We start from the raw sequence: 16,975 nt of genomic DNA on the forward strand, positions 1-16,975 counted from the left end.
CATGAAGATCAGGCGCGTCAAGGCAACCCCGATCAACTACCGGCTGGAGGCGCCTTACGTCTGGGTCTTCGGCGAGCTCGACGGCTTCTCGCCGACCATTGTCGAGGTCGAGACCGAGGATGGGCTCGTCGGCATCGGCGAGGCGCCAACGGCGGGCGCGGCGGCCATCATCAACGATGTGCTGGCGCCGAGGCTCGCCGGCCGCGACGCCTTCGACATCGCCGGCGCCGAGGAAGTCTGCCTTCCCTTCTGGAGCGGCGTGCAGTCGATCAACGACCGCAGCCGCATCATGGCTTTCGGCGCCGTCGAAATGGCGCTGTGGGACCTGCGCGGCAAGGCCTGGAAGCAGCCGCTCTACCAGTTGCTCGGCGGCGCGGTGCGCAAGGAAATCCCCTTCACCGATTATTTCTCGCTGCGCGGCGACGGCGCCAGGATGAAGGGCGAGAAGACGCCGGAAGAAGTGGCCGACTACTGCGTCGAACTCAACGAGCGCCACGGCACGACCTTCTTCGAGGGCAAATTCTCGACGCAGGACCCAAAGGTCTCGATGAAGATGGTCGAGCTGATCCGCAGGAAGCTCGGCGACGATGCGATGATCCGCATCGATTCCAACCAAGCCTATTCGCTGGCCACCGCCCGGCAATTGGCGCGGCCGCTCGAAGAGCTCGGCGTGCGCAATTGGGAAGATCCGGTGGCCACCATCGAGGAGATGCGCGAGCTGCGCCGTCACACCTCGATCCCGTTCTCGACCCACAATATCGACATCGCGCGCGCCATGGCGCTGAAGGTGCCGGACGCCTTCGTCGGCAACCCGACGGCGCATGGCGGCATTAACCGGATGCTGCGCTTCGTCGGCGCCTGCGAGCATGCGAGCATCGACTACTGGTGCTACAGCGGCGACACCGGCATCGGCAGCGCCTGCTACCTGCATCTTTGTGCCGCGCTCGGCTGGATCAGGGAGCCCAACCAGTCGCTGTTTCGCATGCAGCCGATGGATATCATCGAGGAAGGCCCGTTCGCGCCGAAGAACAATACCGTGCCGGTGCCCGAAGGCCACGGCCTCGGGGTCACGCTGTCGCAGGAGAAGCTCGCCGCCTGCCATCGCGATTTCGCCGAGAACGGCCCCTGCAACAAGTATCACGACCCGGAAAAGCCCGGGACCTACCGCAGACTGCCGCTGAATTAGGAGGGTGTCGAAAAGCAAGCAGGATTTATCTGGAAAAGGGCGGCCATGCGCCGCTTGGCCGACAGACAATTCATCAAGAAAATCTGACCTTTCCGTCCCAACGAGCGGATGGACCGGTCGGAACCGCATGCTACAGTCCATCGACCGATACTGATGAGGGCCGGGAACAGGAGAACTCCACGGAACTCACAAATTGAATGCACTCGCCAACCACAGGAACTGGGGAAAGGGCTTAGACCCATGAGCAAGAACTATCGCATTCTCGATCTCATCCGGCGCGGCCGCACGCCGCTCGAAAACCATCTCATCGACGGCCTGATCGACGGCCGCATCAGCCGCCGCGAATTCGTGCGCCACGGCAGCCTGCTTGGCCTGTCGCTGCCGCTGCTCGGCCGCATCGGCATGGCGGCCGGCTTCGGCTCCGCGCCCTCGCTCGCTCGTGCCGCCGGTGCCGCCGGCGCCACCATCCGCGTCGGCAGCAGCGTGCCGGCAGCGGCGATCGATCCCGTGACCATCGCCGACGCCGGCGGCCTAGTTGTGATGCAGCAGGTGGCCGAATTCCTCTGCGTCGACGGTCCCGACCTGGTGCTGAAGCCCGCGCTGGCGGAAAGCTGGAAGCCGAATGCCGATGGCACGGTGTGGACCTTCACGCTGCGCAAGGGCGTGAAGTTCCACTCAGGCGGCGAGATGAAGGCCGAAGACGTGGTGGCCAGCATCGACCGGCTCGCCGATCCGGCCAATTCGTCCAACGCGCTGTCGGTGTTCAGCGGCATCCTGCAGAAAGGCAACACCAAGAAGGTCGACGACTACACCGTCGAATTCCATCTCGACGCGCCGAATGGCAACTTCCCCTACATGGTGTCGTCCGACAACTACAACGCCGTCATCATTCCGGCGAGCTACAAGGGCGGCTACGAACAGAGCTTCGACGGCACCGGTCCGTTCAAGCTCGAGAAATACACGCCGAAGGTCGGCGCCTCCTTCGTGCGCAATGACGATTACTGGGGCGACAAGGCGCTGCCGGATCGCACCGAATTCACCTTCTTCACAGACATTCAGCCGCAGATCCTGGCGCTGCAGGGCGGCCAGATCGACATCATCAATCAGATGCCGGTGCTGGCGGGCGTGGCCGTCCTCAACGATCCGAATGTCGACGTCATCAGCCTGAAGTCGTCCGCGCATCAGCAGTTGCATATGCATTGCGACGAAGGCCCGACGAAGGACGCCCGCGTGCGCCGCGCCATCGCGCTCTGCCTCGATCGCGAGAAACTCGCCGCCGGCCTGATGAAGGGCCGCGCGTCGCTCGGCAATGACAGCCCGTTCGCCGCCGTCTACCCCTCGACCGACACCAGCGTGCCGCAGCGCAAGCAGGATATCGCCCAAGCCAAGCAGCTGATGGAAGCGGCCGGCGTCGCCCAGGGCTTCAAGATGACGCTCACCACCGAGCGCTATCTGGAGATCCCGGAATACGCCCAGCTCATCCAGAACTGGGTCAAGGAAATCGGCATCGAGCTCGAGCTCAACATCCTCGACCAGGGCGCCTATTACGGCGATGCCGTGTTCGGCAAGTCGAACTGGCTGGATTCGGCGATGGGCATCACCGACTACGGCCACCGCGGCGTGCCCAACGTCTATCTCGCGGCACCCTTGAAGAGCGACGGCACCTGGAATGCCGCCCATTTCAAGAACAAGGACTACGACCAGATGGCGGCGAGCTATATCGGAGCCCTCGACCTCGAGGCGCAGAAGGCCACCGCCGGCAAGATCCAGAAGCTGCTGCTTGAGGAAACGCCTGTGATCTTCGGCTATTTCTACGACTATCTGACGGCGACGGCGAAAGGCGTGGCGGGCGTGCAGCCCACCGCCATGTCGCAGCTTTTCCTCGACAAGGCGTCGAAAGGCTGAGCATGAGGCAAGCATAGATCCCGAACCGCCTGCCCCGAGGGGCTGGTGGTTCGTGGCCGGCCGGGACAGGGCGCCAGGCGCCCTGCCCTCAGCCGCCGCGGCGGGATGATGCGTCGCATGGGAACCGCAACCTTGCTCACCACCATGCATTGGGGGACGTACGAAGTCCGCGCCGAGAACGGCCGGCTCGTCGGCGTCGAGCCGTGGAGCGGCGATCCCGACCCGTCGCCGATCGGCCGATCGATGCTCGGCACGGTGCAAGGCGAGCTGCGCGTCGCCCGCCCCGCCATCAGGCGCGGCTGGCTGGAGGGAGACAGGTCCGGTCCGGCTAGCAGGCGAAGCGACGAGCCCTTCATCGAAGTCTCCTGGGAGACGGCGCTGGACATCGTCGCGGCGGAGCTCGATCGCGTTCGCTCGTCGTATGGGAACAGCGCTATCTATGCCGGCTCGTATGGATGGGCGAGCGCCGGGCGCTTCCACCATGCGCAGGGCCAGGTCCACCGCTTCCTCAACACGATCGGCGGCTATACCGGTTCGGTGCTGAGCTATTCCTATGGCGCGGCGGAGATCATCCTGCCGCATGTGCTGGGCAGCACCGATGCTCTGACCGGCAACCACACCACCTGGGACGGGATCGAAAGCCATGCCAAGCTGATCGTCGCCTTTGGCGGGCTGCCTTGGCGCAACACGCAGGTGCAGGGCGGCGGTTCGGCGCGGCACGAGGCGTCGGCGGCTTTGCGCAACGCCTTCGCCAACGGCGCGCGGCTCATCAACGTCTCGCCAGTGCGCGACGACGCGCCGCGCGGGGTCGAGACCGAATGGCTGCCGCTGCGGCCGAACAGCGACACCGCCGTGATGCTGGCACTCTGCCATGTGCTGATCAGCGATGGCCTGCACGACGAGGCGTTCCTCGCGCGCTACTGCACCGGCTTCGAGACGGTGCGCGCCTATATACTGGGCGAAAGCGACGGCCAGCCAAAGGATCCGGCATGGGCGGCGAAACTCAGCGGCGTCGACGCGGCAACGATCGATGCACTCGCCCGAGAGATGGCCGCAAAGCGCACGATGCTGATGGTCAGTTGGTCGCTGCAGCGCGCCGACCATGGCGAGCAGCCCTATTGGGCCGCGATCACGCTCGCCGCGCTGCTCGGCCAGATCGGACTGCCGGGCGGCGGCATCGGCTTCGGCTATTCGTCCACGAACGGCGCCGGCAGGCCGGAGATGGGGTTCCGCTGGCCTTCGGTGCCACAAGGCAGGAACGCCGTGGCGCATTTCATACCTGTCGCGCGCGTGGCCGACATGCTGCTCAATCCGGGCGGGTCGTTCGACTTCAACGGGGCAGCCTTGACCTATCCCGACATCCGGCTGGTCTACTGGGCCGGCGGCAATCCGTTCCATCACCATCAGGATCTCAACCGCCTGGTCGAGGCCTGGCAGCGACCCGAAACGATCATCGTCAACGAGCAGTTCTGGACAGCGACGGCGCGTCACACCGATATCGTGCTGCCGGTGACGACGCCGCTGGAGCGCAACGATCTCGCCTTCTCGAACCGCGAAAACCTCATCGTCGCCATGAAGCAGGCGATCGAGCCGTTCCAGGAGGCGCGCGACGATTTTGCCATCTTCGCCGGTCTCGCGGCGCGGCTCGGCACGAGCGATGCCTTCACCGAAGGGCGCGGCGCCGACGAATGGATCCGGCATCTCTATGCCCAGGCGGCAGCGAATGCCAATGCTGCCGGCGTGGAGATGCCGCCCTTCGACCGCTTCTGGCAGGACGGCCATGCCGAGCTTGCCCGTTCGGTGACCTCGCAGACCTTCCTTGGCGCGTTCCGCGGCGATCCCGAGCGGCATCCATTGGCGACACCGTCCGGACGCATCGAGCTTTTCTCCGCGACGGTCGAGTCCTTCGGCTATGACGACTGCCCTGGCCACGCCGTGTGGCGCGAGCCGCGGGAGTGGCTGGGCAATGACAGCCTGGCGGAACGGTTTCCGCTGCATCTGTTGTCGCCGCAACCGGCCGACAAGCTGCACAGCCAGTACGACCACGGATCGGTCAGCCGGGCGAGCAAGGTCGCGGGCCGCGCGCCACTGCTGATCAATCGCAAGGACGCGGCGGCACGCGGCATCGCCGACGGCGCGGTGGTCCTGGTCTTCAACGAGCGCGGATCATGCCTTGCCGGCGCCGTGCTGACCGACAGCCTGATCCCGGGCGTCGTGCAACTGCCGACGGGCGCCTGGTTCGATCCGGCCCGTCCGGGCGAACCGCAGGGCCTCGAAAAGCACGGCAATCCGAACGTGCTGACACCCGATCGCGGCACGTCGCGGCTTGCGCAGTCGCCGACCTGCAATTCGACGCTGGTTCAGGTGTCGCGGTTTGCGGGACCCGTTCCGCCGGTGACAGCATTCGATCCGCCTGCCACTATGAGCTTGTCCGATGCGTCCGATCTGCCCGGGCGCAAAGGTCTTTCGTAAGGAGACGCTGCCATTCTAGCTTTCCTCACCCGACGCCTGGCTCTGTCGCTCATCACGCTGTTCCTGCTCAGCGTCATGGTGTTCCTCGGCGGCCAGGTGCTGCCCGGCAATGTCGGGCGGGCCATTCTCGGGCCGTTCGCCGACCAGCGCGCGGTCGATGCGCTCAACCATTCGCTCGGCGTCGACCGGCCGCTGCTCGTCCAGTACGGAAGCTGGATCTGGAATTTCCTGCATGGCGACATGGGCACCTCCTACGTCTTCCGCGCGCCGGTGGCGCCGTTCGTCATCGATGCCTTGGGCAACTCGATGAAGCTGGCGCTGGTCGCCTTCGTGCTGGTGGTGCCGATCGGCATCCTCGGCGGCGTGATTGCCGCGCTCAATTTCAACCGGCCGCTCGACCGCATCATCAGCCTCGGCGGCCTGTCGGTCACGGTGCTGCCCGAGTTCGTCACCGGCATCATCCTGATCCTGATCTTCGGGGTCTGGCTGCGCTGGCTGCCGATCGCCGCCGCCTGGCCGAAAGGCGCCGGCTTCTTAACCCAGCTCTACTACCTGATCCTCCCCTCGCTGCCGCTGTTCCTGGTGCTGTTCGGCTACATCGCGCGCATGGCGCGGTCCGGCATGATCGAGGCGCTCGATTCCGACTATACGCGCACCGCGGTGCTCAAAGGCCTGCCGTGGCGCACGGTGATCTGGCGCCATGTGCTGCGCAACGCGCTTCTGCCGACCATCACCGTGATCGCCACCCAGACCGGCTATCTCATCGGCGGCCTGGTCGTGATCGAGACGCTGTTCCGCTATCAGGGCATCGGCTCGCTGATCTTCACCGCCGCGCGCGGCAAGGACTTTCCAATGCTGGAGGCCGGCATCCTGACCATCGGCATCGTCTATGCGGTGGCGACGCTGGTCGCCGACTTCCTCTATTCCGTGCTCAATCCGCGCATCCGCCTGGGAGCAGAGCAATGAGCGCAACCGACACGCCCGCCCACCTGCCGGCGCCCTCTGCACCCGACACCGCACAGCGCAGCCCCTGGGGTGAGGTGCTGCATTCGCTCTCCAGGTCCGGCACCTTCCTGACCGGACTTTTCATCCTGTTGTTCTGGGTCGTCTGCGCGCTGTTCGGCCAGCACTTCGTCCCCTACGATCCGCTGGCAAGCGACATCATCAACGCGCTGACGCCGCCGGCGGCCGATCATTGGTTCGGCACCGACCAGCTCGGCCGCGACGTCTTCTCGCGCGTCATCGTCGGCTCGCGCGACATCCTGACGGTGGCGCCGCTGGCGACAATCCTGGCGACCATGGCCGGCACCGCGCTCGGCCTGCTGATCGGTTATTTCCGCGGCATCGTCGACGACATCGTCAGCCGCGTGCTGGAGGCCTTCATGGCGATCCCGGTGGTGATCATCGCGCTGCTCGCCATCGTCGCGCTCGGCACGTCGAAGGTGACCGTCATCGTCGTCATCGGGCTTAGCTTCGCGCCGATCATCGCCCGCACGGTGCGCTCGGCGGTGCTGGCCGAACGCGAGCTCGACTATGTCGCGGCGGCAAAGCTGCGCCATGAGGGCGCGCTGCATACGATGTTCGTCGAGATCCTGCCCAACGTCATCCCGCCGATCCTGGTCGAGACGACGGTGCGGCTTGGCTACGCCATCTTCGCCGTCGCCACGCTCTCCTTCATGGGCTTCGGCATCCAGCCGCCCTCGCCCGACTGGGGCCTCTCGATCTCCTCCAATTACGGCATGATCGGCGGCGGCTTCTGGTGGACGGTGCTGTTCGATGCCTTGGCCATCGCCTCGCTGGTGATCGGCGTCAACCTGGTGGCCGACGGTGTGCATGGAGCGTTCAATGACTGAGCCCAGCCAAGCCGCCAACGCGCTCGAACTGAAGGACCTTTCGGTCGCCTATCGCGTTGGCCGCCGCAACCGCGCCGTGCTGCGCAACGTCAACCTGACCATCAAGGCCGGCGAGGCCTATGGGCTGGTCGGCGAATCCGGCTGCGGCAAGTCGACCGTCGCACTTTCGGTGGTGCGCTATCTGCCGCGCAACGGCTCGATCACCGGCGGCTCGATCTCGCTCGACGGCCAGGATGTCATGAAGCTCGACAGCGAGGCGCTGCGGCGTGCCCGCGCCGACAGCGTGTCGATGGTCTATCAGGATCCCGGCAAGGCGCTGAACCCGTCGCTGCGCATCGGCCGCCAGCTGACTGAGATTTTCGAACTCGCCGGCATCACCGGACAAGCAGCCACCGAGAAGGCGACCGCGATGCTGAACCGGGTGCGCATCTCCGATCCGGTCAGCGTCATGCAGCGCTATCCGCACCAGCTCTCCGGCGGCATGCAGCAGCGCGTGGCGATCGCGATGGCTTTGGCCAACGACCCCTCGATGCTGATCCTCGACGAGCCGACCACCGGCCTCGACGCCACCGTCGAAGCCGAGGTGCTCGACCTGATCGGGCAGCTGCGGCGCGAGCTGTCGGCCTCGATCCTGTTCATCAGCCATAATCTCGCCGTCGTCTCCAACATGTGCGACCGCGTCGGCGTGCTTTATGCCGGAATGCTGGTCGAGGAAGGCTCGACCAAGGACGTCTTCAACGATCCGCGCCATCCTTACACGGTGGCGCTGCTGCGCTGCCTGCCGCGCGGCGGCCAGCGCAAGGACCAGGGCCGGCTCGACACCATTCCGGGCTTCCTGCCCGGCATCGGCGCCACCATCGTCGGCTGCGCCTTTGCCGACCGCTGCGCGCTGGCGACCGAACGCTGCCGCGCCGAGCCGCCGCCGCTCTATGACCTGGGCAACGGCCGGCTGTCGCGCTGCCACTACCACGACAAGGCGCAGTCGCTGCCGCGCGCCACGCCGGCCGACGTTCCGGCCGTCGTGGCGAAGCATGCGCGGCCCGTGCTGCAGGTCGAAGGGCTGAGCAAGACCTATGGCAGCCATGGCCATCCGCTCAGGGCAGTCAAGGATGTCTCGGTCAGCCTGAGACCTGGCGAGACGCTCGGGTTGGTCGGCGAATCGGGCAGCGGCAAGACGACCTTCGCCAGGCTGCTGCTTGGCCTTGTCCCGCCGGACGACGGCGGGTCGATCGAGCTCGAAGGCAAGAAGCTCGCGCCACGGCTTGCCAGCCGCTCGGAGGACCAGGTCAAGGCGGTGCAGATCGTCTTCCAGAATCCAGACTCCGCGCTCAACCGCTCGCATTCGATCCGGCATATCCTGAGCCGCGCCTTGAAGCGGCTGGGCGGGCTCACCGGCAAGACGCTGGCCACGCGTCTCGAAGAGCTCGTTCGCTCGGTGCGGCTTACCGACCGGCATCTGGCGGTCAAGCCGCGCCAGCTCTCGGGCGGGCTGAAGCAGCGCGTGGCGATCGCGCGCGCCTTCGCCGGCGATCCGCGCATCGTCGTCTGCGACGAGCCGACCTCGGCGCTCGACGTGTCGGTGCAGGCGGCGATCCTCAACCTTCTGGCCGACCTGCAGTCGAAGCAGGATGTCAGCTACATCTTCATCTCGCATGATCTCGGCGTGGTGCGCTATCTCTCCGACAAGATCGCCGTTCTCTATCTCGGCCGCATCATGGAGTTCGGGCCGTCGGAAGCGGTGTTCTCCGGCCCGCACCATCCCTACACGGAAGCGCTTCTGTCGGCCGTGCCGAAGCTCGACCGGGCGGAAACCTCGCGCATCCGCCTCGACGGCGAAATCCCAAGTGCCGCCAATCCGCCGAAGGGCTGCGTCTTCCACACGCGCTGCCCGCGCAAGATCGGCACGATCTGCGAGACGCAGGAGCCTCATCTCACCGAGGCCCAGCCCGGCCACACGATCCGCTGCCATATCCCCTATGCGGAACTGGCAAGGCTGCAGAAGCCGAAGACCATGGAGCCGGCTTAGGGCACGAACGCATCCGCCATGCTGTGGGCGCGGTCGCCCTCGGCAAAGCCGCTTGCATCCGCCCAGTCCCTGACCAGCATGCGCAGGCCCTTCAGCGCAATGTCGAGAGCGTCGGACGATGCCGGATTGGCGGGATAGGCGAGATAGATCGGGCGCTGGAACACCGGGGTGCCCTCGATGCGCTTCAGCTCGCCGCGCTCGATATGCGCGCTCACCGCGCTGAGCGGCAGGTAAGCGGCCGCCTTCTGCGACAGGACGTGCTGCAGCCCGATGAAAACCAGCCCGGCCGAGATGGCGGGCTTCACGATACCGGCAAAGGCACGGTCGTGCTCGATGCGGAACTCGAGCCCCCAATCCATCAGGATGTAATTGTCGGTCCACGATCCGGGCTGCTCGGTGTGCTGGACGAGAACCACCTGGTCGACGGCCAAGGTCTCATAGACGATGCCCGGATGCGGCTTGGGCAGATAGAGGATGCAGATATCGAGCAGTCCTTCGGCTATCTGGTCGATCGCGAGGTCCGGGAAACTGCCTTCCAGCCGCAGCGCCACATTCGGCCGCCTCTCCCGCATCCAGCTGATCCAGGGCGAGGTTATGCTGTCCCAAAGATAGGCGGGAGCGGTCAGCCTGAGCAGCGTTTCGTAGCCATCGGGAACGGCGATGTCCTGGCGCGACTGCTCCCAGGTGCGGGTGATCGTCGAGGCATGCGGCAAAAACTGCCGGCCGGCGGGCGTCAGCGTGACGCCGTCGCTGTCGCGGACGAACAGCTTGCGCCCCAGTTGCTCTTCCAGGCCGCGAATGCGCGCGCTGACCGTCGACTGGGCAAGGTTCAGGCGACTGGCCGCGACGGTGAAGCTGCCATGCGCGGCAACCTCCAGGAAGCTGCGCAGATTCTCGGTGTCCATCGCTTCCGGCCTTTCAGTGGATCGCCATCGAAAATTTCGATGGCTGCAATCAAAAAATATCGCTTTCCGGCTGCGGTCAACAGTGACCTAAATGACGGCACACCCACAAGAAGCGAGGAATGCAGCCATGCCGAAGCATTTCAGGACGATCGATGCCGCTCGCAAAACTCTCAGCGCAATCGAAAATTCCGCTATCGATGAATTGCTCACCGGCAAGATCGGCAGGCGCGAATTCCTGCGCCATGGCAGCGTGCTGGGCCTGTCGCTGCCCTTCCTCGGCGGCATCGCTTCGGCGGTCGGCCTCGGCGCTCCGCAGGCGCGCGCGCAAGGCAAGCCGGGCGGCACGGTGCGCGCCGGCATTGCGGTGCCCGGCGGCGCCATCGACCCGGTCACTTTCTATGACAGCGGCAGCTACCAGCTCGTCTTCCAGGTGGCTGAGTTCCTGTGCGTGACGCAGCCGGACCTGACGCTGAAGCCGGTGCTGGCCGAGAGCTGGTCGCCCAATGCCGACGGCAGCGTGTGGACCTTCAAGCTGCGCAAGGGCGTGAAATTCCACAATGGCGAGGTTTTCAAGGCCGACGACGTCGTGGCGACCTTCGATCGCCTTGCCGATCCGAGCGGCACATCCAACGCGCTGTCGGTGTTCAAGGGCCTGCTGTCGAAAGGCGGTACGCGCAAGGTCGACGACCACACAGTGGAATTCCATCTCGACGCGCCGAACGGCAGCTTCCCCTATTCGGTGTCGATCGACAATTACAACGCCGTCATCCTGCCGGCGAGCTACAAGGGCGACTACGAGAAGACGTTTGAAGGCACGGGTCCGTTCCGGCTCGAAAGCTACACGCCCAAGGTCGGTGCGAGCTTCGTGCGCAATCCCGACTACTGGGGCGAAAAGGCGCTGCCCGACCGGCTCGAATTCAAGTTCTATGCCGACGTGCAGCCGCGCATCCTGGCGCTGCAGGCGGGCGAGGTCGACGTGCTCGACGCCATTCCGCTCGACGTAAGCCAGGTGGTGCTCGGCAACCCCGACATCACCGTGCTGCGCGTCGCCTCGACCGCGCATCGCCAGTTGCACATGCGCTGCGACATGGCGCCCTTCACCGACAAGCGCGTGCGCCAGGCGCTGGCGCTGTGCATCGACCGCTCCAAGCTGGTCGACGGTCTCTGCCGCGGCATGGCGGCCACCGGCAATGACAGCCCGTTCGCGCCGGCCTTCCCCGTCACCGACAAGTCGGTGCCGCAGCGTACGCAGGACATCGCCAAGGCCAAGCAACTGATGGAGGCGGCGGGGCTCGGGAGCGGCTTCGACATGACGCTGACCACGCTGCGCTATTCCGACATTCCCGGCTACGCGCAGCTTTTCCAGAATTTCGCCAAGGAGATCGGCGCCCGCATCTCGCTCAACATCGAGGACCAGGACAAATATTACGGCAAGGCGGTGTTCGGCCAGTCGGACTGGCTGGACAGCCCGCTCGGCATCACCGACTACGCGCATCGCAGCGTGCCGAACGTCTTCCTGAAGAGCCCGCTGGTCAGCGACGGTCCGTGGAACGCGGCGCATTTCAAGAACGCGACCTATGACGGGCTGGTCGCCGGCTATCTCAAGGCGCTCGACCTCGACGCGCAGCGTAAGGCGGCTTCCGACATCCAGAAGCTGCTGCTCGACGAGACGCCGGTGATCTTCAGCTATTTCCCGGACCTTCTGGTGCCGGTGCGCAAGAATGTCAGCGGCGTGCCGCCGATCGCCGCCGGCCTGCTGCTCGATCGCGTATCGGTGGCGTCATGAGCATGGTTGCGCGAAAGAACCCGGCGGAAAACGACGAGAAGAGGACGACGACCATTCGCAAGCCCCATCTGCGCGGCCGCGGGCCGCATTTCCCGGTGCTCGACAATATCGTGCAGTATGAGTTCGAACCGGGCTATGTCGCCTTCACCATGCCCTCGCCCAAGCGGCTGCGCGTGCAGGTCGGCCCGATGATCGTCGCCGACACCACCAAGGCGCTGGTGTTCCAGGAGAGCGATCATCTGCCGGTCTATTACTTCCCGATGAGCGACGTGCGCGAGGAGTTCCTGCTGCCGAGCCGGACGACGACGGAAGACCCGTTCAAGGGCACCGCCACGCATTACTCGCTCAACACCGGCATCACGCTGGTCGAGGACGGCGCCTGGCGCTACCTCGACCCCGTCAAGGGCTGCCCGCCGATCGCCGACTACATCTCCTTCTACTGGCCGAAGATGACCCACTGGTTTGAAGAGGACGAAGAGATTTTCGTCCACGCCCGCGATCCATTCCGCCGCGTCGACTGCCTGCCTTCGTCGCGGCGCGTGCAGGTGATCCTCGATGGCGAGCAGGTGGCCGATTCACGGCGCGGCGTGTTCCTGTTCGAGACCGGCCACCCGGTGCGCCACTATCTGCCGATCTCGGACACACGGCTCGATATGTTTTCGCCCAGCCGCTACATCTCGCGCTGCCCCTACAAGGGCATCTCCAACTATTACCATGTGACGACACCGAAGAAGCGGCACGAGAACCTGGTCTGGTATTATCCGGAGCCGGTGCATGAGGCCGAGCGCATCAAGGGCCTGGTGTGCTTCCATCACGAACTGGTCGACAAGATCCTGGTCGACGGGGTGGAGATCCCGAAGGAAGCGACGGCGGCGTCGGACGGGTATTTCTGACCTTCACGCTCGGGCCGCCCAGAATCTCGTCCAGCTTGGGATTGGAGTTTGTGTCCGTCCGCGGCGATGCTATTTTGCGGCGCGCGGCGGACGTCTGCTTATGAGGAAAGCATTCCATCATGCGGTTTGGCCCTGCCTTGTCGTCCTGGCGGCGACGCCGATGCCGGTGCTTGCCGAAAATGCTCCCGGTCTCGAACTGAAGCTCGACATCGACCAGGACGGCAAGACCGACCGGGCGGTCGTGATACAGGAAGCCGGCGGTCCCGCCGATCTCTACATCTATCTTGACGAGGAGCAGCCCGATCCCGCGCGCCAGCCGAATTTCGTCAGGAAAGGGCTGACAGAAGACCGGATTCATCGGCCTCGAAAGCAAGGGCAAGGGATCGCTGGCGGTCACTTCCTGCTTCGGCTGCGGCGCCAGCAAGTCGACGGAAGAGACGCTGACGATCGTCAATCGCCACGGCAAGTTTCTGATCGGCGGCTATAGCCGAAACTGGGACTGGAACCAGCAGACATCAGGCGGCGTCGAGACGACGCTTGGCGATTGCGACATCAACTATCTCACCGGCAGGGCCACCGCCTCCAAGGATCTGGAAGAGGGCAAGCCGATCAAGGGCAAGTTCAGGCCGGTGCCGCTGAAGGACTGGTCCTCTGAAATGCGCCCAAAGGCCTGCGATTTCTGAAGAGGTTGATCGGAAGACAGGTTAGCGAATACCCTCGCTGCATTGGGAGGGTATCATGGATCTGTTTTCGTTGGACGGCGGCGTGGCGCTGGTAACGGGCGCCGGCAGTGGTATCGGCCAGGCGATCGCCATCGGGCTTGCGGAAGCCGGGGCCGCTGTTGCCTGTTTCGGGCATGCCTCGAACGGCGGACTGGAGCAGACGGCCGAGAAGGTCAAGGCGCTCGGCCGCAAGGCGCTGGTGCTGACAGGCAGTGTGACATCCGAGGCCGACCTGGCCATGGCGATCGATCGCGTCGAAGCTGAACTCGGCGCGCTGACCGTCGCCGTCAACAACGCCGGCATCGCCGGCTCGGAAGCGGCTGAGACCATGTCACTGGAGACATGGCGCAAGGTGCACGAGGTCAATGTAGCAGGCGTGTTCCTGTCCTGTCAGGCCGAAGCGCGCGTCATGCTGCCTCGGGGCGCCGGCTCCATCATCAACATCGCCTCCATGTCGGGCACCATCGTCAACCGGGGGCTGACGCAGGCGCATTACAACTCCTCCAAGGCCGCCGTCATCCACATGTCGAAGAGCTTGGCCATGGAGTGGGCCGATCGCGGCCTGCGCGTCAATGTCGTCAGCCCGGGCTACACGCTGACGCCGATGAACAAGCGGCCCGAAGTGGCGGAGGAGATAAAAATCTTCAAGCGCGACACGCCGATGGGCCGCATGGCGACGCCGGAGGAAATGGTCGGACCGACCGTGTTCCTGGCCAGCCGCGCGTCCAGCTTCGTTACCGGCCTCGACCTCATCGTCGATGGCGGCTACGTCTGCTGGTAGACCGATGGGGTGTCCCCGCGAGACACCCCACACGTTGCCGATTTCGCTTCGGGAACGTTGGCGTGAGCGCGCCGTTCTATTCGGCCGCCACCCCTTTCACTTCGAGATAGCTCTCCATCGAATCGTCCAGCGCCTGCAGCCACGGCGTGTGATGCAGCGGTGCCATCGTGCCGGTCATCAGTGAGCGGTAGGCATGGTCACGGAAGCCCATGATGTCTTCCATCTTGTGGTGTTCCCACTCCATGAAGGTGTGGTTGACCGCCTCGACGTCGAAGCCAGGATAATCGGTCTGGTCCATCAGTTCCTTGGTGTAGTCGCCCTGGAACCAGATCATCTGCTCGGCGTCCTCGAGCGTCTCCTCACGTGCCCGCCACTTTGCGCCGTGCTCGGCCATGGCCTCGGCCGATGGCAGCTTGATGCGGCCCATGATGACGTCGCGCGCGTACCAGGCCTGCGCGTCGAACATGTTGAAGGTGTAGAACTGGTCCTGCATGCCGATATAAAACAGTTTCGGGTTCTTCTCCCACACGACGCCTTCATAAAGATCGAGCGGCCACATGCGGTTGGCGGTCTTGAGCTTGAGGTCGTCGGTGAGGAAGGGGAAGGAATGCAGGTAGCCGGTGCACAGGATGATGGCGTCGACGTCCTTGGTGGTGCCGTCCTTGAAGTGCGCCGTCTTGCCGACGACCTTCTGCAAGAGTGGCACTTCCTTCCAGTTCTCCGGCCATTTGAAGCCCATCGGCTTGGAGCGGTAGCTGGAAGTGATCGACTTGGCGCCGTATTTGTAGCATTGCGAACCGATATCCTCGGCCGAATAGGAACGGCCGATGATCAATATGTCCTTGCCCTTGAATTCCATCGCGTCGCGGAAATCGTGGCTGTGCAGGATGCGGCCGTTGAAGGTCGGAAAGCCCTCGAAGAAGGGCACATTCGGCACCGAGAAGTGGCCTGAAGCGACGACGACGTTGTCGAACTCTTCCGAGTAGGTCACGTCGTTGGTGCGGTCATGCGCGGTGACGGTGAATTTCTTCGTCTCGTCGGAATAGGTCACCATGCGCACCGGGCTGTTGAAACGCACCCATTCGCGCAAGCCGGATTTCTCGACGCGGCCCTTGATGTAATCCCACAGCACGGCGCGCGGCGGATAGGAGGCGATCGGCCGGCCGAAATGCTCCTCGAAGGTGTAGTCAGCGAATTCGAGGCATTCCTTCGGGCCGTTCGACCACAGATAGCGGTACATCGAGCCGTGCACGGGATCGCCATGCTCGTCGAGGCCGGTGCGCCAAGTGTAGTTCCACAGGCCGCCCCAGTCGCTCTGCTTTTCGAAGCAGACGATCTCCGGGATCTCGGCACCCTTGTCGGCAGCCGACTTGAAGGCCCTCAGCTGCGCCAGGCCCGACGGTCCGGCTCCGATGACGGCGACACGAGTTTTCATTGCGGGCCTCCTCTTTTTGATTTCCCCAGCGAAACAAATTTCACTGACAGTGACATTAATTGGCCCTTCGGTGCTGTCAACAGACATCTGGGATAAGGGCTTTGCGCAAAACGGGTTTCCGGCGGAAAAGCTGTGGCAACGGAAATGCCGGAGACCCTGGCTGCTACATCCGGCGGCCTGTCGTGGTGGTTGCGCTTCTGTACCGGCACCGAATATGTTCACCTTGAGTGAAATAAATCGTGGGAATCGAGGGCGACATGGCGAACAAGACTTCTGACCCAAAGCCCCGCGATTCGGTCGCCAAGGGCAAGGCGCCGCCGAAGCGTGTTTCGGTGGACGGGCGCACGATCCGCACGCCGCTGACGCAAGATCCGCACGCCATCCGCGACACACGCGAAAAGGTGCTCGAAGTGGCGATCGGCCATGAGGTGCGTGCTTTCCGCAAGAAGCTCGGCATCACCGTCGCCGATCTCGCCGCGGCAACCGATATCTCGCTCGGCATGCTGTCGAAGATCGAAAACGGCATCACCTCGCCGTCGCTGACGACGCTGCAGGCGCTGTCGCGGGCGTTGGGGGTTCCGGTGACCGCCTTCTTCCGCCGCTTCGAGGAAGAGCACAGCGCGGTTTTCGTCAAGGCCGGCGAAGGCGTCGATGTCGAACGGCGCGGCACGCGCGCCGGGCATCAGTACAATCTGCTGGGACATATCGGTGCCAACACCAGCGGCGTCGTCGTCGAGCCCTATCTCATCACGCTGACCGAGAATTCGGACGTGTTCCCGACTTTCCAGCATGCGGGCATGGAGTTCCTCTACATGCTCGAAGGCGAAGTCGTTTACCGGCACGGCAACAACCTCTATCCGATGAAGCCGGGCGACAGCCTGTTCTTCGACGCCGACGCGCCGCACGGACCGGAAGAGCTGACGCAACTGCCGATGCGCTATCTGTCGATCATCTGCTATCCGCAGAACAGCGCGGGATGAGTGGAACTCTAAGAAAGCCCCCTCACCCGGA

At 64.5% G+C, this 16,975-nt stretch carries 13 protein-coding genes; 11 read left to right on the forward strand and 2 right to left on the reverse strand.

The genetic code is table 11. The features are described 5' to 3' along the window. The first annotated feature begins 1 nt into the window (after nt 1). The 6 genes from RFM98_RS05230 to RFM98_RS05255 all read left to right on the forward strand — a co-directional run bounded on the left by RFM98_RS05230 (nt 2) and on the right by RFM98_RS05255 (nt 9,442). Complete coding sequence (locus RFM98_RS05230) at nt 2-1,186, forward strand: mandelate racemase/muconate lactonizing enzyme family protein (RefSeq protein ID WP_320307835.1); 1,185 nt, start codon at nt 2-4, stop codon at nt 1,184-1,186. 240 nt (nt 1,187-1,426) lie between these two features. After that, on the forward strand, nt 1,427-3,091 hold the full coding sequence (locus RFM98_RS05235) for an ABC transporter substrate-binding protein (protein WP_320307836.1): 1,665 nt from the start codon (nt 1,427-1,429) through the stop codon (nt 3,089-3,091). 117 nt (nt 3,092-3,208) lie between these two features. Further along, nucleotides 3,209-5,563: a molybdopterin guanine dinucleotide-containing S/N-oxide reductase gene (locus RFM98_RS05240; protein WP_320307837.1), complete on the forward strand. Its 2,355-nt coding sequence runs from the start codon at nt 3,209-3,211 to the stop codon at nt 5,561-5,563. Nucleotides 5,564-5,575: 12 nt separating this feature from the next. Then, nucleotides 5,576-6,529 carry an ABC transporter permease gene (locus tag RFM98_RS05245; protein WP_320308140.1) on the forward strand — a complete coding sequence of 318 codons (954 nt, stop codon included), beginning with the start codon at nt 5,576-5,578 and terminating at the stop codon, nt 6,527-6,529. Continuing rightward, on the forward strand, nt 6,526-7,416 hold the full coding sequence (locus RFM98_RS05250; protein WP_320307838.1) for an ABC transporter permease: 891 nt from the start codon (nt 6,526-6,528) through the stop codon (nt 7,414-7,416). Before RFM98_RS05245 ends, RFM98_RS05250 begins: the two co-directional genes overlap by 4 nt. Then, nucleotides 7,409-9,442 (forward strand): dipeptide ABC transporter ATP-binding protein, encoded by a 2,034-nt coding sequence (locus tag RFM98_RS05255; RefSeq protein ID WP_320307839.1) that lies wholly within the window; start codon nt 7,409-7,411, stop codon nt 9,440-9,442. Before RFM98_RS05250 ends, RFM98_RS05255 begins: the two co-directional genes overlap by 8 nt. On the opposite strand, the gene RFM98_RS05260 is transcribed toward RFM98_RS05255, so the two are convergent. Then, nucleotides 9,439-10,347, reverse strand: a complete 909-nt coding sequence (locus tag RFM98_RS05260; RefSeq protein WP_320307840.1) for a LysR family transcriptional regulator — start codon at nt 10,345-10,347, stop codon at nt 9,439-9,441. The two genes, RFM98_RS05255 and RFM98_RS05260, sit on opposite strands and share 4 nt — an antisense overlap. 127 nt (nt 10,348-10,474) lie before the next feature. Between RFM98_RS05260 and RFM98_RS05265 the strand changes: the two genes are divergently transcribed. From RFM98_RS05265 to RFM98_RS05280, 4 genes are all read left to right on the forward strand, one after another. Beyond that, the gene (locus tag RFM98_RS05265; RefSeq protein ID WP_320307841.1) at nt 10,475-12,133 is read left to right on the forward strand and encodes an ABC transporter substrate-binding protein; all 1,659 of its coding nucleotides are present in this window, start codon (nt 10,475-10,477) and stop codon (nt 12,131-12,133) included. 2 nt (nt 12,134-12,135) lie between these two features. Then, complete coding sequence (locus RFM98_RS05270; protein WP_320308141.1) at nt 12,136-13,026, forward strand: DUF427 domain-containing protein; 891 nt, start codon at nt 12,136-12,138, stop codon at nt 13,024-13,026. A gap of 160 nt (nt 13,027-13,186) precedes the next feature. After that, nucleotides 13,187-13,513: a hypothetical protein gene (locus RFM98_RS05275; protein WP_320307842.1), complete on the forward strand. Its 327-nt coding sequence runs from the start codon at nt 13,187-13,189 to the stop codon at nt 13,511-13,513. 251 nt (nt 13,514-13,764) lie between these two features. After that, the gene (locus RFM98_RS05280) at nt 13,765-14,529 is read left to right on the forward strand and encodes an SDR family oxidoreductase (protein WP_320307843.1); all 765 of its coding nucleotides are present in this window, start codon (nt 13,765-13,767) and stop codon (nt 14,527-14,529) included. Between the two features lie 76 nt (nt 14,530-14,605). Here the strand turns inward: RFM98_RS05280 and RFM98_RS05285 are convergent, their stop codons facing one another. Next, entirely contained in the window at nt 14,606-15,964 is a 1,359-nt protein-coding gene (locus RFM98_RS05285; RefSeq protein ID WP_320211993.1) for a trimethylamine monooxygenase, read from the reverse strand. Nucleotides 15,965-16,221: 257 nt separating this feature from the next. Here RFM98_RS05285 and RFM98_RS05290 point away from each other — a divergent pair, with 257 nt between their 5' ends. Continuing rightward, nucleotides 16,222-16,944 carry a helix-turn-helix domain-containing protein gene (locus RFM98_RS05290; RefSeq protein ID WP_320307844.1) on the forward strand — a complete coding sequence of 241 codons (723 nt, stop codon included), beginning with the start codon at nt 16,222-16,224 and terminating at the stop codon, nt 16,942-16,944. Nucleotides 16,945-16,975 lie beyond the last annotated feature (31 nt).

It is taken from the genome of Mesorhizobium australafricanum, from assembly GCF_033977265.1.
GTDB lineage: Bacteria > Pseudomonadota > Alphaproteobacteria > Rhizobiales > Rhizobiaceae > Mesorhizobium > Mesorhizobium australafricanum.

What these genes read in the sequence shown, in the direction of transcription:
- RFM98_RS05230 (WP_320307835.1), top strand. Translation starts at nt 2, where the DNA reads ATGAAGATCAGGCGCGTCAAGGCAACCCCGATCAACTACCGGCTGGAG.
- RFM98_RS05235 (WP_320307836.1), top strand. Translation starts at nt 1,427, where the DNA reads ATGAGCAAGAACTATCGCATTCTCGATCTCATCCGGCGCGGCCGCACG.
- RFM98_RS05240 (WP_320307837.1), top strand. Translation starts at nt 3,209, where the DNA reads ATGGGAACCGCAACCTTGCTCACCACCATGCATTGGGGGACGTACGAA.
- RFM98_RS05250 (WP_320307838.1), top strand. Translation starts at nt 6,526, where the DNA reads ATGAGCGCAACCGACACGCCCGCCCACCTGCCGGCGCCCTCTGCACCC.
- RFM98_RS05255 (WP_320307839.1), top strand. Translation starts at nt 7,409, where the DNA reads ATGACTGAGCCCAGCCAAGCCGCCAACGCGCTCGAACTGAAGGACCTT.
- RFM98_RS05260 (WP_320307840.1), bottom strand. Translation starts at nt 10,347, where the DNA reads ATGGACACCGAGAATCTGCGCAGCTTCCTGGAGGTTGCCGCGCATGGC.
- RFM98_RS05265 (WP_320307841.1), top strand. Translation starts at nt 10,475, where the DNA reads ATGCCGAAGCATTTCAGGACGATCGATGCCGCTCGCAAAACTCTCAGC.
- RFM98_RS05270 (WP_320308141.1), top strand. Translation starts at nt 12,136, where the DNA reads ATGGTTGCGCGAAAGAACCCGGCGGAAAACGACGAGAAGAGGACGACG.
- RFM98_RS05275 (WP_320307842.1), top strand. Translation starts at nt 13,187, where the DNA reads ATGCCGGTGCTTGCCGAAAATGCTCCCGGTCTCGAACTGAAGCTCGAC.
- RFM98_RS05280 (WP_320307843.1), top strand. Translation starts at nt 13,765, where the DNA reads ATGGATCTGTTTTCGTTGGACGGCGGCGTGGCGCTGGTAACGGGCGCC.
- RFM98_RS05285 (WP_320211993.1), bottom strand. Translation starts at nt 15,964, where the DNA reads ATGAAAACTCGTGTCGCCGTCATCGGAGCCGGACCGTCGGGCCTGGCG.
- RFM98_RS05290 (WP_320307844.1), top strand. Translation starts at nt 16,222, where the DNA reads ATGGCGAACAAGACTTCTGACCCAAAGCCCCGCGATTCGGTCGCCAAG.